Source organism: Mycobacterium innocens (assembly GCF_900566055.1).
GTDB classification, from domain to species: Bacteria; Actinomycetota; Actinomycetes; order Mycobacteriales; family Mycobacteriaceae; genus Mycobacterium; species Mycobacterium innocens.
Map to the genome: position 1 here is coordinate 1 of NZ_UPHQ01000265.1, position 22,406 is coordinate 22,406.

23 protein-coding genes and 2 pseudogenes are annotated in these 22,406 nt (G+C 64.7%); 8 read left to right on the forward strand and 17 right to left on the reverse strand.

Annotated features, from left to right (window positions below):
• A pseudogene (locus EET03_RS25485) lies at nucleotides 1–94 on the forward strand (ExeA family protein); the annotation flags it as partial.
• A gap of 188 nt (nucleotides 95–282) precedes the next feature.
• Here the strand turns inward: EET03_RS25485 and EET03_RS25490 are convergent.
• The gene (locus EET03_RS25490; protein ID WP_136625761.1) at nucleotides 283–621 is read right to left on the reverse strand and encodes a hypothetical protein; all 339 of its coding nucleotides are present in this window, start codon (nucleotides 619–621) and stop codon (nucleotides 283–285) included.
• Between the two features lie 153 nt (nucleotides 622–774).
• On the opposite strand from EET03_RS25490, the pseudogene EET03_RS25495 reads away from it, so the two are divergent.
• Nucleotides 775–999, forward strand: a pseudogene (locus EET03_RS25495) (IS1634 family transposase); the annotation flags it as partial.
• A 163-nt stretch (nucleotides 1,000–1,162) separates the two neighbouring features.
• Here the strand turns inward: EET03_RS25495 and pstB are convergent.
• From pstB to pstS (EET03_RS25515), 4 genes are all read right to left on the reverse strand, one after another.
• Nucleotides 1,163–1,966, reverse strand: coding sequence for a phosphate ABC transporter ATP-binding protein PstB (gene pstB / locus EET03_RS25500; protein ID WP_075540866.1), 804 nt, complete (start codon nucleotides 1,964–1,966; stop codon nucleotides 1,163–1,165).
• Between the two features lie 184 nt (nucleotides 1,967–2,150).
• Entirely contained in the window at nucleotides 2,151–3,056 is a 906-nt protein-coding gene (gene pstA / locus EET03_RS25505; RefSeq protein WP_075540857.1) for a phosphate ABC transporter permease PstA, read from the reverse strand.
• Entirely contained in the window at nucleotides 3,053–4,039 is a 987-nt protein-coding gene (pstC, locus tag EET03_RS25510; RefSeq protein ID WP_082274400.1) for a phosphate ABC transporter permease subunit PstC, read from the reverse strand. The genes pstA and pstC overlap by 4 nt, the downstream gene beginning before the upstream one ends.
• A 25-nt stretch (nucleotides 4,040–4,064) precedes the next feature.
• Entirely contained in the window at nucleotides 4,065–5,282 is a 1,218-nt protein-coding gene (pstS, locus tag EET03_RS25515; protein WP_082274401.1) for a phosphate ABC transporter substrate-binding protein PstS, read from the reverse strand.
• A gap of 206 nt (nucleotides 5,283–5,488) precedes the next feature.
• Here pstS (EET03_RS25515) and EET03_RS25520 point away from each other — a divergent pair, with 206 nt between their 5' ends.
• The 4 genes from EET03_RS25520 to pstS (EET03_RS25535) all read left to right on the forward strand — a co-directional run bounded on the left by EET03_RS25520 (nucleotide 5,489) and on the right by pstS (EET03_RS25535) (nucleotide 8,370).
• Entirely contained in the window at nucleotides 5,489–6,169 is a 681-nt protein-coding gene (locus tag EET03_RS25520; protein WP_075540858.1) for an arsenate reductase/protein-tyrosine-phosphatase family protein, read from the forward strand.
• Between the two features lie 12 nt (nucleotides 6,170–6,181).
• Entirely contained in the window at nucleotides 6,182–6,859 is a 678-nt protein-coding gene (locus tag EET03_RS25525) for an arsenate reductase ArsC (RefSeq protein WP_075540859.1), read from the forward strand.
• The gene (locus tag EET03_RS25530) at nucleotides 6,852–7,199 is read left to right on the forward strand and encodes a DUF3349 domain-containing protein (RefSeq protein WP_244232529.1); all 348 of its coding nucleotides are present in this window, start codon (nucleotides 6,852–6,854) and stop codon (nucleotides 7,197–7,199) included. Before EET03_RS25525 ends, EET03_RS25530 begins: the two co-directional genes overlap by 8 nt.
• A gap of 67 nt (nucleotides 7,200–7,266) precedes the next feature.
• Nucleotides 7,267–8,370, forward strand: coding sequence for a phosphate ABC transporter substrate-binding protein PstS (pstS, locus tag EET03_RS25535; protein ID WP_099193808.1), 1,104 nt, complete (start codon nucleotides 7,267–7,269; stop codon nucleotides 8,368–8,370).
• Between the two features lie 277 nt (nucleotides 8,371–8,647).
• On the opposite strand, the gene EET03_RS25540 is transcribed toward pstS (EET03_RS25535), so the two are convergent.
• From EET03_RS25540 to EET03_RS25590, 12 genes are all read right to left on the reverse strand, one after another.
• Nucleotides 8,648–9,544: a hypothetical protein gene (locus EET03_RS25540; protein WP_136625762.1), complete on the reverse strand. Its 897-nt coding sequence runs from the start codon at nucleotides 9,542–9,544 to the stop codon at nucleotides 8,648–8,650.
• A gap of 138 nt (nucleotides 9,545–9,682) precedes the next feature.
• Nucleotides 9,683–10,330, reverse strand: a complete 648-nt coding sequence (locus EET03_RS25545; protein WP_075540862.1) for a 4Fe-4S dicluster domain-containing protein — start codon at nucleotides 10,328–10,330, stop codon at nucleotides 9,683–9,685.
• Between the two features lies 1 nt (nucleotide 10,331).
• Nucleotides 10,332–11,345 carry a dihydroorotate dehydrogenase-like protein gene (locus EET03_RS25550; RefSeq protein WP_075540863.1) on the reverse strand — a complete coding sequence of 338 codons (1,014 nt, stop codon included), beginning with the start codon at nucleotides 11,343–11,345 and terminating at the stop codon, nucleotides 10,332–10,334.
• 1 nt (nucleotide 11,346) lies between these two features.
• The gene (gene nifJ / locus EET03_RS25555; RefSeq protein ID WP_321182423.1) at nucleotides 11,347–13,944 is read right to left on the reverse strand and encodes a pyruvate:ferredoxin (flavodoxin) oxidoreductase; all 2,598 of its coding nucleotides are present in this window, start codon (nucleotides 13,942–13,944) and stop codon (nucleotides 11,347–11,349) included.
• Nucleotides 13,856–14,893, reverse strand: coding sequence for a pyruvate:ferredoxin (flavodoxin) oxidoreductase (locus EET03_RS32815; RefSeq protein ID WP_321182424.1), 1,038 nt, complete (start codon nucleotides 14,891–14,893; stop codon nucleotides 13,856–13,858). The genes nifJ and EET03_RS32815 overlap by 89 nt, the downstream gene beginning before the upstream one ends.
• 71 nt (nucleotides 14,894–14,964) lie before the next feature.
• Entirely contained in the window at nucleotides 14,965–15,381 is a 417-nt protein-coding gene (locus EET03_RS25560; RefSeq protein WP_167470700.1) for an OsmC family protein, read from the reverse strand.
• Nucleotides 15,382–15,919: 538 nt separating this feature from the next.
• Nucleotides 15,920–16,351, reverse strand: a complete 432-nt coding sequence (locus EET03_RS25565; protein WP_208649135.1) for an SDR family oxidoreductase — start codon at nucleotides 16,349–16,351, stop codon at nucleotides 15,920–15,922.
• Between the two features lie 13 nt (nucleotides 16,352–16,364).
• Nucleotides 16,365–18,293: a PPE family protein gene (locus EET03_RS25570; protein WP_099193810.1), complete on the reverse strand. Its 1,929-nt coding sequence runs from the start codon at nucleotides 18,291–18,293 to the stop codon at nucleotides 16,365–16,367.
• 243 nt (nucleotides 18,294–18,536) lie between these two features.
• Nucleotides 18,537–18,782: a hypothetical protein gene (locus tag EET03_RS25575; RefSeq protein ID WP_075543999.1), complete on the reverse strand. Its 246-nt coding sequence runs from the start codon at nucleotides 18,780–18,782 to the stop codon at nucleotides 18,537–18,539.
• A gap of 34 nt (nucleotides 18,783–18,816) precedes the next feature.
• Nucleotides 18,817–20,238, reverse strand: coding sequence for a cytochrome P450 (locus EET03_RS25580; protein WP_099193811.1), 1,422 nt, complete (start codon nucleotides 20,236–20,238; stop codon nucleotides 18,817–18,819).
• 76 nt (nucleotides 20,239–20,314) lie between these two features.
• Nucleotides 20,315–20,617, reverse strand: coding sequence for a DUF4193 domain-containing protein (locus tag EET03_RS25585; protein WP_075543997.1), 303 nt, complete (start codon nucleotides 20,615–20,617; stop codon nucleotides 20,315–20,317).
• A gap of 181 nt (nucleotides 20,618–20,798) precedes the next feature.
• Entirely contained in the window at nucleotides 20,799–21,047 is a 249-nt protein-coding gene (locus tag EET03_RS25590) for a hypothetical protein (RefSeq protein WP_244232530.1), read from the reverse strand.
• 234 nt (nucleotides 21,048–21,281) lie between these two features.
• On the opposite strand from EET03_RS25590, the gene EET03_RS25595 reads away from it, so the two are divergent.
• Together EET03_RS25595 and EET03_RS30485 are read left to right on the forward strand one after the other, a co-directional pair.
• Complete coding sequence (locus tag EET03_RS25595; protein WP_075543996.1) at nucleotides 21,282–21,821, forward strand: cysteine hydrolase family protein; 540 nt, start codon at nucleotides 21,282–21,284, stop codon at nucleotides 21,819–21,821.
• 63 nt (nucleotides 21,822–21,884) lie between these two features.
• Nucleotides 21,885–22,055 (forward strand): hypothetical protein, encoded by a 171-nt coding sequence (locus tag EET03_RS30485; protein WP_099193812.1) that lies wholly within the window; start codon nucleotides 21,885–21,887, stop codon nucleotides 22,053–22,055.
• Nucleotides 22,056–22,406: the final 351 nt, after the last annotated feature.

Consider the following 22,406-nt stretch of genomic DNA (forward strand, 5'->3'; position numbering starts at 1 on the left):
GCTACAAGCCCTCGTCGCCGCGTTCGCCGCCGACAAGGCCATCGTCGACGAATCCTCCACCCGCACCGCTGTTGCCGAAGTCACGGCGGACTGAACACCACACCGACACCCCGAACACCACCGACCCTGCCGGACATCCACCGGCGGGGTCGTTTCATACCCGCACATCCTCACGATCAACGCCGCCATCATCCTCATCGTGAATGCCGGTCAACAGGCGATCCGGATATGACTGCGCCGGCTCGGTAGAGCCGACACGCCAAGCCAACCGCAAGACGCCCGCTAACCGCTATCGCGGGTAATTGGGTTGTCCGACCTGACGTTAAGCTCGAGATCGACGTGGTTGACCGAAGCTACCTGTTGTTGGACTAGCGCAACCGCCTCACTGACTACTAGATCGGTGATCGCCATTTCGCCCTTCGGCATTCCTTCGGCAACAAGCCTCACGGTGAGGCTGTGGCCGTCCGGCCCATACTTGACATACGCAGTCCGCCACTTGGCACCGATATGCTCGATATGCCCCAGTCGACCTTCGTCTAGCAAGTCGTCGTGGTCTCCTAACTCGTCTGCCTCGTACTGTGGTACCTCGTCTGTCATGTCTTCGGGTGTTTCATCCGTCATGCGGCGCACCGTACCAGCGGCGGAGTCGGTGCAGACTACTCGGTCAATATCACGTTGCGCGTTGGAGTCTCGCCAACCGGTCTCTGTCATGTCGGTGGGCGCGGTTCTGCGTGGAATCTGACTTGGCTCAAGTTTTGGTCGTCGGCGGCGTGACGGCTACCGATCTATGCCCAACCGTCGTGGCGGCAAGCACTGTCGGCAGTCTGTGCCAGCCATGCGGGGTTGGGTCCGGCGTCGTTGGTGCTCTACGACGTGAGCACCCTGTATTTCGAGACTGACGCCGGTGACGGGTTCCGCGAGCCGGGTTTCTCCACGGAACGTCGTCTGGAACCGCAGATCACGATCGGGCTGCTCGCTGATGCGAGCGGGTTCCCGCTGAGGCGGAATTGTGGCTGCTGACGCCGTTGAAGGCACGAGACTCGCCATCAGGAGCTCCAATGTTGTTGCCGTAGATAAGATTGGATCACGCTAACGTGTCGGATGGACATGGAGCTTGCGTCCGTACACGCGGTGGTCGCAGGTTGGGGTCAACGCTGAGAGGTTAGCCGAACCGACCGGAAATGTAGTCCTCGGTAGCCTTTTCGTCGGGTGTGGAGAAAAGCGTTTCGGTGTCGTTGATTTCAATCAACCGTCCGGGCTTGCCGGTGGCTTCCAGGTTGAAGAACGCGGTCTGATCGCTGACGCGGGCGGCCTGCTGCATGTTGTGGGTGACGATGACGATGGTGTAGTGCTGTTTGAGCTCAGCAATCAGATCCTCGATAGCCAGCGTCGAGATTGGGTCAAGGGCGGAACAGGGCTCGTCCATCAGCAATACGTTGGGCGAGACGGCGATCGCCCGGGCGATGCACAGCCGCTGCTGCTGGCCACCGGATAAGCCGCCGCCGGGCCTGTCCAGCCGATCTTTGACCTCGTTCCATAGGTTTGCCCCGCGCAACGACTGTTCGGCGATCTCGTCGAGGTATTTCTTGTTGCGCTTCCCTTGCAGTTTCAATCCGGCGACCACGTTGTCACGAATCGACATGGTGGGAAAGGGGTTTGGTCGCTGGAACACCATTCCGACGATGCGGCGGACACCAACCGCGTCGATCTGGGTGCCGTAGATGTCCTCGTCGTCGATTAAGACCGATCCTTCCACCCGGCCCCCTGGGGTGATCTCGTGCATGCGGTTCAGGGACCGCAAAACGGTGGACTTGCCGCACCCGGACGGTCCTATCAACGCGGTGACACTTCGCGGAATGACCGTCATGTTGACATCGGCAACTGCGTGAAAGGAGCTGTAGTAAATGTTGAGGTCCTGGACCTCCAGCCGTTTCGCGCCCCGGTGCGGCACTAGGACGCTGTCCATCAATGGCTTCGTCAATGCGGTTGCCGGCGGGTCGATGTGTTGGGTACTCCCGATCGCCGCGTCATCCGCTGTCACGTTGATGTCCTGTGTCACGCGACCCTCCTGTGATGTCGTGTGCGGTTAGATTCGGCCGGCGGACCCGCTTCGTTGTGGGTAGCCCGAACTCGCCCTTCTGTCGGGCTGGTCAATGTGCGCGACTAACGCTGGACCGGCTGGCGATCAACCGGGCCGCCACGGTGAACAGCAGGACCATGACCACCAATGTGAGTGCTCCCGCCCAGGCGCGGGCTTGGGCGGCTTTGAACCCGGTGATGGCGTTGCCGAAGATCTGCAGTGACAGGGTCGACATACGCTGGGTGGGGTTGAGTTCGACGAACAAGTCGTTGCCGAGCGCGGTCAGCAGCAGAGGCGCCGTTTCACCCATCGCCCGCGCGAACGCGAGCATGACACCGGTGATGATTCCTGAACTGGCAGTCGGCAACACGACTGACAGGATGGTGCGCGCCTTGGTCACACCTAGCGCAAGCGAGGCTTCGCGCAAGTCGTGCGGCACCAGCCGCAGCATCTCCTCGGTCGAGCGGATCACCAGCGGCAGCATCACCAGGCTCAGCGCTATTCCCCCCGCAATGCCGGAGAACCCGAAGAACACCACCCACACCGCGTAGACCAGCGCGCCGGTGACGATCGTGGGTACACCGACCAGGATGTCGGTGAAAAAGCGTGCCAGCTTGGCCAGCCGACCACCGTACTCCACCAGGTAGATGGCGGCGGCGACACCGACCGGCACCGCCATCAGGGTGGCGATGCCGGTGATGATGAGGCTTCCGATGATGCCGTTGAGGAACCCGCCGCCGGGCTGGCTGGGATTGCCGGGCGGGGTCTGGGTGAGGAATTCCGGACCCAGGTATTTCAGCCCCTGTCCGGCGACGTAGGCCAGCACCCATACCAGTACGCCGACAGTGGCGATCATCACCAGCAGCAGAAGCCCATGGATAAATGAACTGGTGAGTTGACGGCGGCGTGCCCCGGAGGACCGCCCGGTGACGCGGTGCGCGGGTTCTTTGAGCTGTTGATCCAGCATCAGGCTCATGCGATGTGCTCCGAGACTCGTCCGACGATGCGCTTGCCGATGACATTGACCAGCAGGGACAACACCAGCAGGCCGAAGGCGACCACGAATAGCGAAGTGAGATGGAATGGCTGGTTGGCTTCGGTGAACTCATTGGCGATGACGCTGGGCATGGTGGATCCCGGGCGCATGATCCCGTGCGGGATCGTCAACACGTTGTTGCCGATCAGCATGGTCACCGCGATCGTTTCACCGAATGCGCGGCCCAGACCGAGGATCGAGGCCCCGACAATCCCCGAACGGGATCGCGGCAGCACCGCGATGCGCAGCATTTCCCACTTGGTCGCGCCGATTGCCAGCGCGGCCTCCTTCTCGGCGATGGGTGTGGTGTCGAAGACTTCCCGACATATTGCGGTGACGATGGGTAACACCATGATCGCGAGGACCACGCCGGCCGAGAATACGGAATAGCCGAAGAATGGGCCCTGGAAAAGCCAGCCGATCAGCGGGATTCCCGACAACGACGTTAATCCGCGACCAACTGGGCCCAGCGCGGGGATCAGCGCGAACACACCCCAGAAGCCGTAGACGACACTCGGGATCGCGGCGAGCAGGTCGACCAACGACGATAGCGGCCTGCGAAGCAGGGCCGGTGAGAGATTGGTGATGTAGAGGGCCACGGCGATCGCGACGGGCACCGCGATCGCCATTGCGACCAGCGAGGTCACTACGGTGCCGTAGATGAATTGCAGGACGCCGTACGGGTTCGGGTTCGACGCTGTTTCCGTCGCTTCCGAGGGGGCCCAGCGTGCATGCAAAAAACTCAGCGGCCCGTAGTGAGACAGGGATGGCCACGCCTCCACCAGCAGGAAGATGGCCGTGGCCACCAAGATGGCGATCACGCTCACTGCCGCGGCGGCCATCAGCCGCCGGAACAGTCCGTCGGTGAAGCGGCCGGCCGATGACGCCGGGCCCGAGGGCGCGAGCAGCGTTCTTGAGGTCACAAGTTCACCTGGAGGACTTCCCAGATCACGACGCGACCGCGCTTCCGTTGAGGGTGATCTTGCGTACTTGGCCCATGGCCAAACCTTGCAGATCCTTGCTCAGCGGGGCGTAGTTGACGCTGGCAGCATCGTCCTGGCCGGTGGAGAGCACCCACGAGAAGAAGTTGACGAGGGCCTTGGCGTGGGGCGCGTCAGTCTGGTTCTGATTCACCAGCGCGTAGACGGTACCGGTGATCGGGTAGGCGTTGGGATTGGACCCGTCGGTCAGGCTTACCCGTAGGTCCGGCGGATAGGCGATGCCTTCGGTGCCAGCGGTGATGGTGGCGACGCAAGGCTGAATGAAGTTGCCCGCCTTGTTCTTCACCTGGCCGTAATTGAGGTTCTGCGCCAACGCGTAAGCCAACTCGACGTATCCGATGCTGCCATCGGTCTGGTTGATCACCCCGGAAACGCCCTCGTTGCCCTTACCGCCGATACCCACTGGCCAGGCGATGTCCTTGCCGAAGCTCCTATCCGGGCCGCCGAGGGTTTGTACCCAAGTCGGGCTCTCCTTGGTCAGATAGTCCGTCCACACCGCGGTGGTACCGGACCCGTCCGAGCGGTGGGCCACCGCGATGGGCTGGTCGGGCAGGGTCACGCCTGGGTTCAGCGCGACCAACGCCGGATCGTTCCATTTCGTAATCTTCGCGGCGAAGATCTTGCCCAACGTGTCACCGTCGAACTTCAGGCCGGTTTGGACGCCCTTCACGTTGTAGGTGGGGACGACAGCGCCGAGCGTCAAGGGGATGTGCAGGATCGGGCCGGATTTTGCGGTGGCCAGCTCGCTGTCCTTCATCGGGGTATCGGAGGCGCCGAAGTCGACCGTGCCGGCGATGATCTGCTGCACACCGCCGCCGGACCCGATCGACTGATAGGCGACTTGCACCCCATCGGATTGGGAGTAGTTCTTGGTCCACACCGACATGACCGGCGCCACGAACGTCGACCCGGCGCCCGACAATGTGTTTGCGCCGCCGTCAATTTTGGGGATCGTTCGCGCGTACCCGGGCTTGGCGGCCGACTGCTGGCCGCAAATCTGGCCCGCTTGGGCTGCCTGGGTGGTGCTACCGGCCCCGATGTTGCTGGTGCTCCCGCACGCGGTCACCCAACTGGTTGCAGCAATGGCAATCACAGCGGTGATCGTCGTCTTGCGGAACATTGAGGCCTCCTCGGCGCACGATGCCTGGCGCATCTTCGTGCTCATCGAAGACCGTCGAGATGAACGGAGCAGTTATGAAATCTGACTGGGAGATGAACGACTAGCGCTGCTGCGGACAACGCGTTGGCGGCGCGGATCGATGTTCGGACAGGAATACACCCTGGTCATCTTGGTAATTGCGCGTCGATGCGCTGCATGTTCCGGATTTCAACGCTTGCCTAGTGGACAAAAGCTCAAATATTATTGAGTCAATGCGTACTGAGTGGAGTGACGGGACGGTAGGGCGCGCGATGATCCATGCCGCGCTTGCCGATCCCGGTCGGTTGGCGATCGTTGACGTTCTTCTGCTCGCCGACTCATCGCCGTCGGAACTGCAAAAGCTGCTCTCGATGCCGTCGAATCTGATGGCCCACCACCTGGGAGTGCTCGAGCAGGCGGGCATGTTGCGTCGGGTTCGCTCCGAGGGTGATCGTCGACGCACCTATCTGCAGCTGATTCCCGCGGCGCTGGAGGTGATGGTGCCCTGCGCGGTGCGGCGAGCGGACCGCGTGGTGTTCGTGTGTAGTAAGAACTCGGCCCGCAGTCAGTTGGCCGTCGCGGTGTGGAAGCATCGCAGCACACTGCCGGCGGCATCGGCGGGCACCCGTCCGGCCGCCGCGGTTCATCCAGGGGCGGTGGCCGCGGCTCGGCGTCGGCACCTATCGATGCGACCACGCCGGCCGCGTCACCTCGACGATGTCGTCCGCCCCGGGGATTTGGTGGTCGCGGTATGCGACAACGTTCACGAAGAACTGCCTGACAACCTGCACCACATCCACTGGTCAGTTCCCGACCCGGTGCGCGCCGGGAACCCCGACACGTTCGACCAGGCCCTCGATGACTTGACCCAGCGGATAGACCGCCTCGTTCCGGCCCTACAACCCTCTTCGTGACAGGGATAGATCATGACTGATAACTTCGCGGCCGACGGCTCTAATCACGTTCACTCCAACCTAGCCAGCGACCAGCGGCTGGGACTCGACGCTGCGGCCGAGGCACTGCACAAGGAGTTTTCCGCCAGCTTCGGCGTGGAAACCATTGAGCGATTCCTGCGCGCCTCCTACGACCAATTCGCCAGCCGCGCAACAATTCCCAACTACTTGCCACTGCTCGCAGAACGCTTCGCGCGACAACGGCTGCGCGCACTGGCCAAAGTCGAAGGCAAATCGAACGACGGAAAACCCATCGTGCTGTTCCTGTGTACCCATAATGCCGGCCGCTCGCAAATGGCCTTGGGTTTCTTCACCTACCTGGCCGGCGATGCCGCGGTGGCCTGGTCTGGCGGCTCCGAACCCGGCAACGAGGTGAACCCGGCCGCCATCGCGGCCATGGCCGAGCGTGGCATCGACATTTCTGACGAATATCCCAAACCCTGGACCGACGAGATCGTGCAAGCCGCCGACGTCGTGATCACCATGGGCTGCGGCGATGCCTGCCCCCTGTTCCCAGGGCACCGCTACGAGGAATGGGTCCTCGATGACCCAGCCGGCCAAGACGTCAAGGGCGTGCGGCCAATCCGCGACGAGATCGAGCGCCGCGTATGCCTGCTGCTCGCCGAACTCAAAGTCCCCATACATGCATAACCGCATATCCGAACCGCGCACCCACCCGTCCTGCAGCCTTCCACGCCCACCAACCGGCGGCACATCGGTGATGATGCGTATCAACGGCGCCTTTAGATCGGTCATTGGCTGGCTTCGCTCCGGCTACCCCGAAGAGGCGCCGCCAAGGGGTTACGCGCCACTGCTCGCACTCAACGGCCCTATGGCACTAACCCCGCGACAAACCCAACAGGTCGTCGACGAACTCGCCGGCGCGCCCGCCGACACCACCGACATCGAGGTCGCTATTACCAAGGCCACCGACCGGCTGCCCACCCAAACCCAAATCCGCGCAGTTGCACTGGCGCTACACCCGACCTAAGCCGACCTTAAGCCTCAGCAGCGGAAACCGATCCAGCCCCAAACCACCATTGCGAAGGACGGGCTACGTGAAACCCAATCGATCTGCGGCTGTTCTGAGCCTGCTGGCCAGCTGCGCCCTAGCGGTTTCGGCATGCGGCAATTACACCAACTCAGCCCCCCGGTATGCGAGCTCGACGAAAGTGGATTGCGGCGGAAAGCAGTCTTTGAAGGCCAGCGGCTCGACGGCCCAGGCGAACGCGATGACCCGGTTCATCACCGCCTACACGAAGGCGTGCCCTGGGCAGACGCTGACCTATACCTCCAACGGCTCCGGCGCCGGGGTAAGCGAATTCCTGCGCAACCAGACCGATTTCGGGGGGTCGGACTCGCCGCTGAGTGCTTACCGGGGCGAGTACGCCGACGCGCGACAGCGGTGCGGCTCGGACGCCTGGAACCTGCCTGTCGTGTTCGGCCCCCTGGCGATCACCTACAACCTCGACAGCGTCGACAACCTGGTGCTTGACGCGCCGACGCTGGCGAAGATTTTCAGCGGCGAGATCACCAGGTGGGACGATCCGGCGATCACGGCGCTTAACCAGTCGATGCCCCCTGAGCCCATCCACGTCGTGTACCGCAGCGACGAGTCCGGAACCACCGACAACTTCCAGCGGTATCTCGACGCCGCATCCAACGGTGCCTGGGGCAAGGGCGCGGGCAAGACGTTCCGCGGCGCCGTCGGTCAGGGCGCCCCGGGTAACGAGGGTACCTCTGCGACGGTAAAGAATACCGAGGGCGCGATCACCTACAACGAATGGTCGTTCGCACAAGATCACTGGCTTTTCGCCGCGAAGCTCATTACCTCTGCTGGCCCGCACCCGGTGGCCATCAGCGGAGAGACGGTCGGCAAGACAATCGCCGGCGCCAAAATCATCGGCCAAGGCAACGACCTGGTACTCGACGCCTCGTCCTTCTACCAACCGACCCAGCCCGACGCCTACCCGATCGTGCTGGCCACCTATGAGATCGTGTGCTCGAAGTACGCCGACGCGGCGGTCGGCCAGGCCGTGCGCGCCTTCCTGCAAACCGTCATCGGCCCGGGGCAGGCGGGCCTCAACGACAACAACGGATATGTTCCGCTGCCGGCCACCTTCCAGGCGAGAGTGTCCACCGCCGTCAACGCGATCTCGTGATCCGAGCTCAGGATCGGCTGGGACCACGAGGGCGGTCCCCGCCGATCCTGGGTGTTCTTAGTCGGTGACCATTGCGCCACAACAACTGCCGATGCGGAAGTCAGCGCACGTGCTTATCTCCTTACGTAACGCCACACGGATTGCGGCGCGTTGGTGGAACAGCGTGTCGATTGCGTAGTGGGGGTCGCCGAGCGGCAATGGATAGAAGGGCGCTATTGGTGGTCGGTCGTGAAGGATTTCCGTGATTGACAAGTTGGATGTCCATGAACAGGATTGCTCACGCTTTGGCCAGGAGCCGGGTGAGATAAAATGGTTCAACCGGGCCGATTTCGACCCCGACTCCCACCGGACCCGCGGCGGCCCGAAACCGGGTGTCCAGATGGGAGTTTTCATGATCCCAGACGGATTCCCACACGCCATGCATGAGGTAGGCGCGCAACCCGCCATCAGGGGTTGCCTTGCGCAATATCTCAGTCGATAGCGCCTTGCGATAAACTCGGTTGTTCTTGCTGCCAGGCTGGCCGATGCCGCTTGGATCATCACTGGGCTGATAGGTTTCTTGTGCGACCTTGAGAAGTGGGAGGACGAGCTTTTCCCATTCCAGGTGTCCGGCATCTGCGACCATGACATGGTTCTCGACCGTCACGGTGTCGCGCTCAGGGGCTTCCACTGGATGACGCAGAAAGTCCGTCATCTCCGCCGGCGTCACATAAATGCCCGCGCGGTTGCCGGCGGCGATTGTTTGAAACACGCCGCGATAGACGCTCATGGGCTGGGGAGATTTGGCGATCCCGGTCGAAGTCTGCCTTACGGCATGAAGAAACGGCAGCACCGCTTCGTCGAAGTCCTCGTTGATCTGCGATGCTTGCAGTTGCGGGTAATCAGCAAAGCGAATAAACAGCGAATAGAAATATGGCTGCGAATGGTCTCTGACGCCGTCGAGATATGCTTCGGAAAGGACTCCCTTATAGGCCTCGGGGTAGTTCTTCACCATGGTCGAGTCGCCGCTCATCTGCTTGAGCATGAGGCTCAGAAAACCCGGTTTCTGGCGCCATTCCGAAGCCCGCTCCGTAAGAGCGCCCATGGCGGCGTCATGTTCCGGGCCAGCAACGCGAAACTCGAAATAGAGCGTCGCAGGCACTTCGGGCGCGGCATTGGCCGCGGGCTTAGCCATCTGTGTCATATCTCCTCGTTAAATAGTCCTTCCAAGCCCGCGATGGCGAACACAACTACTAAAGCCTGCCGCAACCGTGTAAGAGGGACGGGTAGCGGTTGCTGATCTGTGCGTCGGCGGGCCGGTCGCGTTCGGTTGTCATAGACCCGTTATGGCGACGAGGACGAGCGAGACGTCGCGGATCAGGGCGCGGACGTCGTTGAGGAACGGCTCGACGGCCTCTTGGGTTTCGGAGGCGACCTCGAAGGTCATGTAGGACGGTGCTTTGGCGCGGGCGCCTTTGACGGTGGGGACCTCGAGACGCAGGTTGACGATGTCGTAGGGGCGGTCACCGAGGAGCTCTTCGAGGCGGACGAGGAACTGCTTGTCGCCGAACTCGCCGGCGACTTCGACGCGGGCGCGGGTGGTGACGAGTTCGACGGCGGCCTGCGCGTCGGCGCGTGCCTTGGCGATGTCTTCGCGTTCGTGCTTGCGTGCCGCCTCTTTCTTGACGGTGCGAAAGATCTGCCGTTCACGTTCGAGCTTCCATACCGCGTCCATCTGGGGGAACGTGATGGCACCGGTCGGGCAGACGTTGCCGCAGGTGGAGCAGCCGACCGCGCAATTCATCGGGTCGACGGCGACGGCGACGGAATCCTCGATCTCGAAGACGGCTCGTCCGCAGGTCACATAGCAGAGCTGGCAACCGATGCAGGCTTCGGCGTCGATTGTGGGGAGCCAGGGGATGTCCTCGCGGGGTATCCCGTGCCACTGGTTTGGCTTGGTTTCGGGCTTGGGTTCGGGCATGTCATCTCCTGGTTCGCGCTGGTTGCCAGCTCTCGAGGATGCGGGCGTAGTTGAGCCGTTCCCAAGCGGTGGGGTCGGCGACGCTGTGCAGCGCGGTGGCCCCGCACGCGTCGTGGCTGCTGCGGTAATGGTGGGTATCGAGCCATCTGGTCAATTCGCGGCTGATCCGGGCGAGGGCGGCGGGACCGTCATCGAGCAGGGCGGAGACGAGTTGTACGGTGGCCGCGCCGCACAGGATCGCTTTGGCCGCGTCCAGGCCGGTGTGCACGCCGCCGGTGGCGGTGAGCGGCAGCTGGACGTGACCGTGGAGGACGGCGAGTGCGTGCAGGCGCAGCGGTAGCTCGGCTGAGGTGGAGGGGACGATGCGGCGGTCGACGTCGAGGGTGTCGAGGTCGATGTCGGGTTGGTAAAAGCGGTTGAACAACACGAGACCCGCCGCCCCTGCCGCGGCGATCTGGGTGGCGAAAGCAGTAAGGCCTGCGTAGAAGGGGGACAGTTTCGCTGTCACCGGCACCCCGGATGCGGCTTCGACGACAGCGGCGACTGTCTCGATCTGGCGGGCTTCGATCTCGGCGCTGGTCGCGTGCAATGCGGTTGGGGGTTCGTAGAGGTTCAGTTCGAGCGCGTCGGCTCCGGCTTCGGCGAGCTGGCGGGCCAGGTCGGTCCACCCGCCGGGGGTGATGCCGTTCAGCGAGGCCACGACGGGTATGTCGAGCGCCGCGCGCAGCGCTTGCAGGTGGCGCAGTGTAGGTGCCGGGCCGATGGGAATCACGTCGATGTCGGGCAGGAACGAGCGGGCTTCGGCGTCGGTGTCGACGTAGCTGTCGATGAAGCGGTGCAGGCCGAGTTGCTCGTCGACGATCTGTTCCTCGAACACCGACGCCAGGACCACCGCGCCAGCGCCGGCGTCGGCCAGGCGCTGGGCGTGCTCGACGGTCCGGGTCAGCGGCGAGGCGCCGACGACGAGCGGGCTGCGCAGCCGCAGTCCTAGCCAGTCGGTGCTGAGGTCGACCATGTCAGTCCTCCTGGGTGGGCAGGTGGATGCCGGCGAGTTGTTGGTAGAGGGCGTGGCGTCGGGCGATGGCGTTCTCACCGGCGGCGACGAGCCGTTCGTAGCGCTGCGGGTCGGCGAGTTCGACCATCCGGAAGCGGGCCTCCTGCTCGAGGTAGTTGCGCAGCGGGACGGTTACCGGGTCGGCGTCGATGACGAGGGGCGACTCGCCGGTCTCGATGCGGCGCGGGTCGAAGCGAAACAGGGGCCAGGCGCCGCTGCCCACGGCCCGGCGCTGTTGCGCGGGGGCGTTGACGAGGTCGTAGCCGTGGGCGATGCACGGGCTGTGGGCGATGACGATCGACGGGCCCGGGTAGCTTTCGGCCTCCTGCAGGGCGGTGAGCGTCTGAGAGGTGTGTGACTGCATCGCGACGCTGGCCACATAGACGTGTCCGTAGCTCATCGCCAGCAGCCCGAGGTCCTTCTTGCTGGTCTCCTTGCCGGCGGAGGCGAACTTGGCCACCGCGCCCAGCGGTGTGGCTTTGGACTGCTGGCCGCCGGTGTTGGAGTACACCTCGGTGTCAAGGACGAGGACGTTGACGTCGTGGCGGGAGGCCAGCACGTGGTCGAGCCCGCCGAAGCCGATGTCGTAGGCCCATCCGTCGCCCCCGACCAGCCAGACGGATCGGGGCACGAGCGTGTCCGCGCACCGGGCGAGCTCGTCGCCGCCGTCGATCTCAGCGAGCAGTGCGCGCAGCCGGGTGACTGCCTCGCGGCGGGCGCCGATGGCGGCGTCGTCGCCGCTCGGGCACGGGCCGGTGAGCTCGCCCACGAGGTCGGCGGCTAGCTGCGGCGCGAACCGGTCGAGCAGTGTGTGGGCGCGGCGGGCGAGGGTGTCGGCACCCAGGCGCAGCCCGAGGCCGAACTCGGCGTTGTCCTCGAACAGCGAGTTGTTCCACGCCGGCCCGCGCCCGTTGGCGTCGGTGGTGTAGGGGCTGGTGGGGAGGTTGCCGCCGTAGATCGACGAGCACCCGGTCGCGTTGGCGATCAGGAGTCGGTCGCCGACGAGCTGGGTCAGCAGCCGCAGGTAGGGGGTTTCACCGCAGCCTGCACAGGCGCCGCAGAATTCGAACAGCGGCTCAAGCAAGGCGATGCCCGACCGGGTTCGCGGGATGCGGGCGCGGGAGACCTCGGGGATCTGCTGGTAGAAGGCGAACGCTTCGCGTTCGGTGGCCCGGTGTTCGGCCGCGGGTTGAAGGTTGAGCGCCTTACGGCGGGGCTGGGTGCGGTCCTTGGCCGGGCATACCTCGACGCACAGGCCGCAGCCGGTGCAGTCGTCCGGCGCGACCTGGACGGTGAAGGCGAGGCCTTCCAGTTCGGGGGTGAAGCCCTCGGGCGTCGACCGGAACACCGAGGGCGCGGCGGCGGCATCCTCGGGTTGGAAAACCTTGGTGAGGATGGCGGTGTGCGGGCAGATCATCGAGCAGCGGTTGCACTGCACGCACAGGTCCGGTTCCCAGATCGGCAGGTCCAAGGCGATGGCGCGCTTCTCGAACTTGCTGGTGCCGGTGGGCCAGGTGCCGTCGGGCGGAAAGGCGCTGACCGGCAGCCGGTCGCCGTGGCCTTCCAGCAGCAGGCCGGTCACCCGGCGGACGAAGTCCGGAGCGTCGGCGGGCACCGCCGGTGGGCGAGTCCTAACGGCGTCGACGGCGTCGGGGATCGGGATCTCGTGCAGGGCAGCAACGGCGGCGTCAATGGCGGCGGTGTTGCGGCGCACGATCTCCGAGCCGCGCTTACCCCATGTGGCGGTGACGGCCTGCTTCATCCTCGTGAGGGCCTCGTCCACGGGCAGCACATCGCTGAGCGCGAAAAAGCAGGCCTGCATCACGGTGTTGATCCGCCGCCCGAGCCCGTGCTCGTCAGCCAGGCGGTAGGCGTCGATCACGAACAGGTGACAACCGCGCTGCAGCAGCGTCTCCTGCGCTTCACAGGGCAGACCGGCCCACACCTGCTCGGGCGGCACCGTCGTGTTGAGTAGCACGGCGGCGCCCTGCCCGGCGCGGTCGAGAACGTCGAAGCGGTCAAGGAAGCCGGGGTCGTGCACGGCGAGGAATCCCGCACGGCGGATCTGGTAGGTGGAACGGATCGGCGCGGGTCCAAACCGCAAGTGCGACACCGTCGTCGAGCCGGCCTTCTTCGAGTCGAGCACGAAGTAGCCCTGGCAGGCCTGTTCTGTCGCATCACCGATGATCTTGATCGTTGCCTTGTTGGCGCTCACCGTCCCGTCGGAGCCCAGCCCGTAGAACACCGCGCGTGACACCCCGGCCGGCTCGGTGTCGAACTCCTCGTCGACCGGCAAGGACAGGCCGGTCACGTCATCGGTGATGCCCAGTGTGAAGCGGGTGCGGGGCCGCTCGGCGTCGAGTTCGTCGAAGGCGGCCTTCACCATCGCCGGAGTCAGTTCCTTGGAGCCCAACCCGTAGCGTCCTCCGATGATCCGGGGCAGCGAGGTGCGGGTGCCGGTGGTGACTGCGTCAGCCAGCGCGGAGATGACGTCCAGCAGCAGCGGCTCGCCGGTCGCGCCGGGCTCCTTGGTCCGGTCGAGGATCCCAAGCGAGCGCACGGATGCTGGGCAGCGCGGCGAGGAACGCGCTCATCGCGAAGGGTCGGAAGAGGCGGACCTTCACCAGCCCGACCCGCTCACCGCGCGCGAGCAGCGCGTCAACCGTTTCGTGGGCGCATTCTGCACCGGAGCCCATCATCACCAGCACCCGCTCCGCTTCGGGGTGCCCGACGTAGTCGAAGAGCTGATAGCGCCGGCCGGTCAGCGTCGCGAAGTGTCGCATCGTGTCGGCGACGACGCCCGGACAGCGGTCGTAGAACGTGTTGGTGGCCTCCCGGCCCTGGAAGAAGGCATCGGGGTTCTGCGAGGTGCCGCGGGTTACCGGGCGGTCGGGATTCATCGCGCGGGCTCGGTGCGCTTCGACGGCGCCCGTGTCGATCAGGGCGATCAGCGTGTTGTCGTCGAGCGAGCCAATCTTTTGCATCTCGTGCGACGTGCGGAACCCGTCGAAGAAGTGCAGGAACGGAACCCGGGTGAGGAGGGTGGCGGCATGGCCGATGGCGGCGAGATCCTGCGCCTCCTGCGGCGACCCGGATGCCAGTAGCGCCCATCCGGTCGCGCGGGCGGCCATCACGTCGGAGTGGTCTCCGAAGATGGACAGCGCGTGGGTGGCGATGCTGCGGGCCGCGATGTGGATGCAGCACGCGCTGAGTTCGCCGGCGATCTTGTAGAGGTTGGGCAGCATCAGCAGCAGCCCTTGCGACGCGGTGAACGTCGTCACCAGCGCACCGCCCTGCAGCGCCCCGTGCACCGCGCCGGCGGCGCCGGCTTCAGACTGCATCTCCACTACCTGCGGCACCATCCCCCACAGGTTCGGCCGACTCTTGGCAGACCATTCGTCGGCGTGCTCACCCATCGCCGAGGCCGGCGTGATCGGATAGATGGCGACGACCTCGCTCAGCCGGTACGCCACCGACGCGACCGCCTCGTTGGCGTCGACGGTCACCATCGCGGCATTTTCACCGGCGGGCGGCGGGCGGTGTCGATCACCTGCAGCCGAGACGGCGGCGGTGCCGATGCTCATGACGTCGCCGATGTGGGTGTGGTGAGGATCCGTCCCTCGATCGTGCAGGCCGCGGACAGGGTGTTGTACACGGTGCCGAACTGGCGCAGGTTGCGGTCCAGCAGTTCCACACGGTGCTGGGGCTCGTCGGTGACCAGCCGGAGCTCCCAGGTGATCTCGACGAACTTCGGTGGCGCGTCCTGGCGGCGGGCGGCGACATCGACCTCGGCATGGTCATACCGGAACGGCAGCAGCTGCCCGGACCGTTCGAGGTTCTTGAGTAGGCACGCCGCGAACGCCGACGCCAGCAACTCCGCCGGCCCCGGCAACCCGGACGGCTCGCTCGCCCAGCTAGCGTCGAAGGCGATCGTCTCGGTCCCGGCAGCCACCTCGGCCCGTCCGCCGCCGATGCTGCGCGCCCGGACCTGGTACACCGTCGGCGGCGACGAGGACCGCCTAACCTGCTCGGATATCAGGTCTCGCTTCCTTCCACGCCGGTGCGCGGGTGACGGCCGCGTTTACCGGTCATGGCGTGTGATGTCTTCCCAGGCTACCGCCGGGCCCCGGGCTGGCGGCAGGGGCGAAGGGCCCAAAGTACGACGCCAGCGTGCGGCTCTGAGCGGCTCGGTGACGGTCGAGGCAGATGCTCCACCGACGCGGCGCCACGGCGTGGGCTGATCGGCGGATCGGCCTTCAACTCACCGTCTCGGTCGAATCCGAGCAAGCCGGCGCGTCCTTCGCAAACTTCAGCAGGACGAGACAGTGGTGGCGCTGGCAGCGCTGCATCTTGGTCCGCAGTCAGTCCGCAGCAGTTTCAGCACGACCGCAACCAACCAATCCAAGAAGCGCCGTATCCAGACGGCCTGCCACACCCCCAACAAACACAGCTCAATCAAACGCGCTGGTGTGGTGGTTCGGGACGAAGAGGCCGTGGGTTCAAATCCCGCCACCCCGACCAGGGCGTTCCGGCGCCTATGCGGTAACCAGGCTGTTCGTGGCGAGCGGTGTTCCGAAGTAACCGACATCGGGATCGACGACGACGGTCTTGGCTTGGCCGTGGCGCGCCAGGACGTCGCGGGCCATCTGCTCGAACGAGATCTTCTCCGGCCCGCCGACGTTGTCGATGCCACCCAACGGTTTGCCTTCCGCCACCCGGGCCACCTCGGCCGCGAGGTCGGCGGCGGCGATCGGCTGGATCAGCGCGTCCGGGACGTGCACTTCGTCGCCGACCGTCATCGACGCCGCGATGGCGTCGGTGAACTCCGCGAACTGGGTGGCGCGCACGATCGAATAGGGCAGCTGCGATTCTTCGATGAGCTTCTCCTGGGCGACCTTCGCCCGCAGGTAACCGCTCCGCCCTTTCCCAAAGATGCCGCACCTGATACCTGGCCGGGCCGCGGGCATATCCGTCTACAAGTTAGCGGAAGAAGCCCGACTGCATAGTTCCCGTATTGAAGGCTCCCGAGCTGAGCGTGGCCGAGTTTCCCACACCTGAGCCGCCGACGACGATATTGGCGGCCGAGTTCCCGACGCCGGCGTTACGGTCACCGGTATTGGCAAGACCGATGTTGGCAAAGCCGGAATTACCGATGCCCACATTGGAGGCACCCGAGTTATTGAAGCCCGTATTAAAGCCACCGACACCCGAGTTGAAGAAGCCCGAGTTGAAGCCGCCGGTGCTGGTGTTGAAAAAGCCCGAGTTATTCACGCCGGTGTGTCCGAACCCCGAGTTGGGGCCCACCGTGCCTAGATTTCCGACGCCCGTGCTCAAGTTTATCGAGTTGAGAAAGCCCGTGTTGATGTTGCCTGAGTTCGCCCAACCGGTGTTGTTCGAACCGGCGTTCCCGAAACCTGTGTTGGCGATGCCCGCATTGTCCCAGCCGGTGTTCTGGATGCCAGCATTCCCGAATCCGGCGTTGACGTTGCCCGCATTACCGAAGCCTGCGTTCAGGATGCCCGCGTTTCCGTAGCCCGCGTTGAAACGACCCGAGTTCCCGTAGCCCGTGTTGGTGCTGCCCGCATTCCCGAAACCGGTGTTGGTGAAGCCCGCATTCCCAAAGCCGGTATTAGCGCCCCCCGCGTTCCAAAATCCGGTGTTGGTGGACCCCGAGTTCTCGAAGCCGAAGTTTCCGTTGCCTGAATTGAAGAAGCCTACGTTGTTATTACCGGAGTTGAAAAACCCGATGTTGTTGTTGCCGGAGTTCCCGAAGCCGATATTGTTGCTGCCCGCGTTCAGCGCACCGATGCCCACCTGATTGTTGCCGGTCAGCCCGAAGCCCACGTTGTTGTTGCCGATGTTCCCGAAGCCCACGTTATTGCTGCCCAGGTTCCCGCTACCGAGGTTGAAGTTCCCAAGGTTTCCACTGCCTATGTTGGTGCTGCCGACGTTTCCGCCACCGACGTTTGCCGGGCCGATGTTTCCGCCGCCGACGTTTCCGCTGCCGATGTTTCCCGTGCCGAAGTTGCCGGTGCCGATGTTTCCCGTGCCGAAGTTGCCGGTGCCGCTGTTTCCGGCGCCGAAGTTCCGGTTACCGGTGTTTCCGTCCCCGAAGTTTGCCGAACCAACGTTTCCGTTGCCGATGTTGAGACTGCCGATGTTTCCGCTGCCCAGGTTGGCGTTGCCGACGTTCCTGCCGCCCAGGTTGGCGTTACCGATGTTTCCGCTGCCCAGGTTGGCATTCCCCTTGTTTCCGCTGCCCAGGTTGGAATCACCTTGGTTTCCGCTGCCCGGCTGCAAATTCCCGGTATTTCCGATTGCCGCCGCCGCTTTGGCCGTCGGCCCGCCGGCCAACTGCTCGGGTAGACCGAGCAGGCCCGGCAACACCCGCTGCAGCCCTGCCTGCCACGACTGCAACTGCGCGGCCGCTGCCGAAGCTCCGCCGTGATAGCCCAGCATCGCAACCACGTCGGCAGCCCACATCTGCTCGTACTGGGCCTCAGCGGCAGCAATCGACGGCGCGTTCTGTCCGAACAGATTCGACAACACCAATTGGACGAAGGCCTTGCGATTGGCCGCCACCAGCAACGGATCGATCGTCGCCGTACGTGCGGCGTCAAACGCGCTGGCCACCGCTCGCGACTGAGCTGCAGCCCCGGCGGCCCGCGCCGCCGCCGCGGTCAACCACCCCGCATACGGCGCGGCCGCAGCCGTCATCGCCGCCGACGCCGGACCCTGCCAGAACTGACCAACCAATCCCGAGGTCACGGCGCCGAACGAGTCGGCCGCCGACTCCAACTCCAGCGCCAACCCATCCCAGGCCACTGCGGCAGCCAGCATCGGCCCCGAACCGGCGCCGGTGAACATCCGCAACGAATTGGCCTCAGGCGGCAACACGGCGAAATTCATCGCAGTCCTCCTCGATCCACGCCGGCTGCCCGCCCGCACCCGTCAACACGATGGTCCGTGGGGCAGACATACCCGTAGCGATTGCGTTGCGGCGCGCGAATAATCATCGTGTAGCGCCTCCTGACTCCACGCTGGCCATCCGGCGCCTACCAGACAACGGGTAACCAGGAATTTTACGTCGATCACCGGGAGAACTATCGGAGCTTTGCCGAGGTTGCCGGCGCCACCACTGGAGATTGCGGTCTAGATGACGTGCGCATGGGCCAGCGCGAACAATAGCGCGACCCAGGCCGCGGAGATCGCCAGACCGGCGATCGCCAGTCCCCGGCCTTCGTCGGGATTCTTGATCTGAACCAATGCCGTGATGGCGCAAACGACGCTTAACACCAGCGCCCCCACGACGCTGAACGCGAACGCCGCCGACGCATAGCCATTGGTGGCACGCTCCGGTGCGGCGCTGGCAACCGACAGTGGGCGGGTGGTCGTCATATCGGCTCTATACCCTTCTCGCCGGGCCGTCGTATCAATGGCGACGAGTATCCGAGCCGGCGCTAGGAAGATTCTCAACGGATTCTTGGAGCCGTGGCCGGAACCGCACTCTGGTGCCATGGCGGGGTGCCAGCATGATGGAGCGGCGCACGATGCGCTCGGGCAGGTCGTCGACGGCACCGAACTCGCCCTCGCGCAACAGCACGTGCAACACGGTGACCAGCTCTCGCATCGAAAAGGCCGCGCCCAGACAACGTTTCACGCCCCCGCCGAACGGCACCCAGGCGTAGGTTTGCGGGTGCACCCCGAGGAATCGGTCGGGCCGGAACTCGTTGGGATGGTCGTAGACATCGGGATTGCGGTTGATGGCGATGATGTGGACGACGATGCGTGTCCCGGCATCCACAAGGTAGTCGCCGATGCGAAATGGCTGGGCGGCAACGCGTGCCGTGACGGGCGCGGGCGGCCGTACCCGCAACGTCTCGTTGATCACTGCCGTGGTGAACGCTTCCGCGCCGCTGACGGCTTCGTCTCGCACTCGCCGCAGCGCCTCGGGATGGTGCAGCAAGAGATCGAATACCCACGCCAGCGTGGTCGCGGTGGTTTCGTGGCCGGCCAGCATCAAGGTGATCAAATCGTCGCGAATCTCATTGTCGGACAACCGTTCACCATCGTCGCCGCGCGCGCACATCAGCAATGCCAGGATGTCGCGTTGCTCGGTCAAGCCCGGGTCGTCGCGGCGTCGGGCGATCAGCGGCATGACGACGTCGTCGATCTCCCGAAAGGCCCGGGCCCGCGATGGCCACACGCGTAATGTGCCTAAGCGACGAAGTGCGTAGCGAACCGTCAATTGCTCCGAGACACCGAGGTTCAGCAGACGTTCGAACGGCCGGCCCAATCGCCGCACCTCGTCGGGATCCTGCACACCGAAAACCACCTTGACGATCACGTCAAGCATCAGCGCCCGCGCCGCCGGCAGCAGCGCGAACGGACGATCGACGGGCCAACCGCGCATCGCCGCGCGGGTGGAGTCTTCGATGATCGGCACGTAACCGTTCAGAGCGGCCCCGTGTAAGGGGGGCGTCAGGAGTTTGCGTCGTCGCAGATGCTCCGGCTCCTCCTGCACGAACATCGATCCGGACCCGTAGATCGCCGCCGCGGGACCCACACCCTCGCCGCCGAGCAGGACGTCGGCGGGAGCGGTGAAAACCTCCCTCACCAGCGCCGGGTCGGACACGATCGCTACGTCGCCCAAGGTGAGGATCGGCATCGTCACGATCGGGCCGTAGCGGCGGATCAGCCGCAGCATCCGGCGCTCCCCACCGACCAGGTAGGCAACCGCATACGCCGCCGCAAAAGCCGTACGAAACCGGCGTGGGGCCGGTAGGCCCGGTGGCCGGCGTATCACGTCCGGTGAGCCGGCCGAATCTGGCTCCGAATCTGGCGAAGCAGCCACGCCCCCGACCCAACACGGCCGCGCCGGCTAGGTCAAGACTGGCCGGCGCGGAGTCGAGTGGGGCAGGCCGGACCGGTCACACACAGTCGGCGCACACCGGAAGCTCGCCGCCCGAACTGCGCAACCGGCTGCGGTGCTGCACCAAGAAACAACGCGAGCAAGTGAATTCGTCGGCGCGCTGGGGAATCACCGTTACCGACAGTTCTTCGCCGGAAAGATCCGCACCCGGCAGTTCGAAGAATGCCGCCTCGTTCGGATCGTCGTCGACGATCGCTGTGGACAATTTGGGCAAGGCTGGTGTCAGTTCGCGCAGCACCGAACCGTCCGCGGTCCCGGCGTCGGACGCGCGGCGGGCATCGTAATCGCTAGCGGTCGGCATGGTGCGTTCCTTCCTGCACAGTGACCGGGTTACACCTGCTGTGGTCACCCTGTGGCAGAGTCAATACCCCGTTCGGATACCGGCCACACCTGTCAACAGAAAGAAATTGCCGACGCTCTCAGCGGCTTACAGCGGCTTGCAGCGGCTTGCAGCGGGCGGTCAGCCTACCAAGGAGGCCGACTCAGCGAGCCGAGATTTCCATCCCGTGCCAGCCGTTGGGCATGGTTTCGGGCTCCCCGGATCCAGAAGCCGGAATTCGGCTGCGTGAGACCGCCAGCCCGAACCAGGGCGACATGACGGCCACCACCAGGATCACCGCGGCCACCACCTCATGCCCGGCTGCCAGCAGCACCAAGCCGGTGACGAGGCCGACCGCCCAGACACCAGCGGCCACCAAACCGGGCACGTTGGCACCGCGTTCGCCGGCCACTGGCCGCACCGTGCGGTGAGAACAAACGGCGCTACTTCCGGTGTCAAGCATGCTCACTCCCCAGCCATATCCCACTATCGGTGTGACCACCATCGTAGCCTAGGGAAACTATTTCCCCATCGTCCAATCTGTAACCGCGCTGCCGGGTAGCTGTGAGGTCACTGCCAATGGTTACCCAGCGTCCCGGGGCCCCCAAACCGAGTGGCCGGCCGCTTGCCGGGGTATCACTGGTCAGTGAGTGATACCGCCTTGCTGGTCATCGACATGTTCAACGACTACCGGCATCCCGACGCCGAACAGCTGGCAAGCAACGTCGCGGCCATCATCGATCCGCTGGTCGGGCTGGTCGGCGACACCGAACACAACCGCAGCGTCGATCTGATCTATGTCAACGACAACCACGGCGACTTCACCGCCGACCATCGTGCCATCATTTCGGCCGCGCTGGACGGCGAGCGTCCTGACCTGGTCAAACCGCTGGTGCCGAAGGCCGGCTGCCGGATCATTACCAAGGTGCGCCACAGCGTGTTCTATGCCACCGCGCTGGAGTATCTGCTGGACCGGCTGAAGACCCGGCGCATCGTGCTTGCGGGTCAAGTCACCGAGCAGTGCATCCTCTATAGCGCGCTCGACGGCTACCTGCGCCACTACGACGTCGTCGTCCCGCCCGATGCCGTCGCGCACATCGACGAGGAGCTCGGAGCCGCCGCGCTGAAGATGATGGAACGCAATATGAGCGCCACCTTGCTGCCCGCGGAGCGCTGTCTGCGGTGAGCGTTTGCAATCGGCCCCACCGGGGAATGTGGACGCTCTAGCTATTACCCGAGAGGTAGCCATATGACACGACGTCAGTCCGAGAAGGCCGAGTCCGACGTGGAGTTCGACCCGCATGTCGCCAAGTCGCGAGCCGGTCGCGACGACGAAGGAAGCTACGTCGGACGCGGCTCCGCCGACGACGACTTCGGCAGCGGGGAAACCGGCGCGGAGGCCCGCAGCCAAGAGGACTGACCCGTCGGCGGTGTAGGACGCAACGTCGACTTTCTCATCGGCCACATCGGTCACCGCCGGTTTTGGGGTGTCTCGTTTTGCCCGGCTGTGCGCGACAACTCGGTGCGCGCGGGGCATGGTGTCTCGTTTTGCCCGGCTGTGCGCGACAACTCGGTGCGCGCGGGGCATGGTGTCTCGTTTTGCCCGGCTGTGCGCGACAACTCGGTGCGCGCGGGCATGGTGTCTTGTTTTGCCCGGCTGTGAGCGACAACCTCGGTGCGGCAGCGAGCCTAGATGTCGCTGTTAGGTGGGCAAATTGCGCACCGCCTCGGCCCTGGGGCCCATGTGAAAGGTGCGATTTCCACGGGCGCA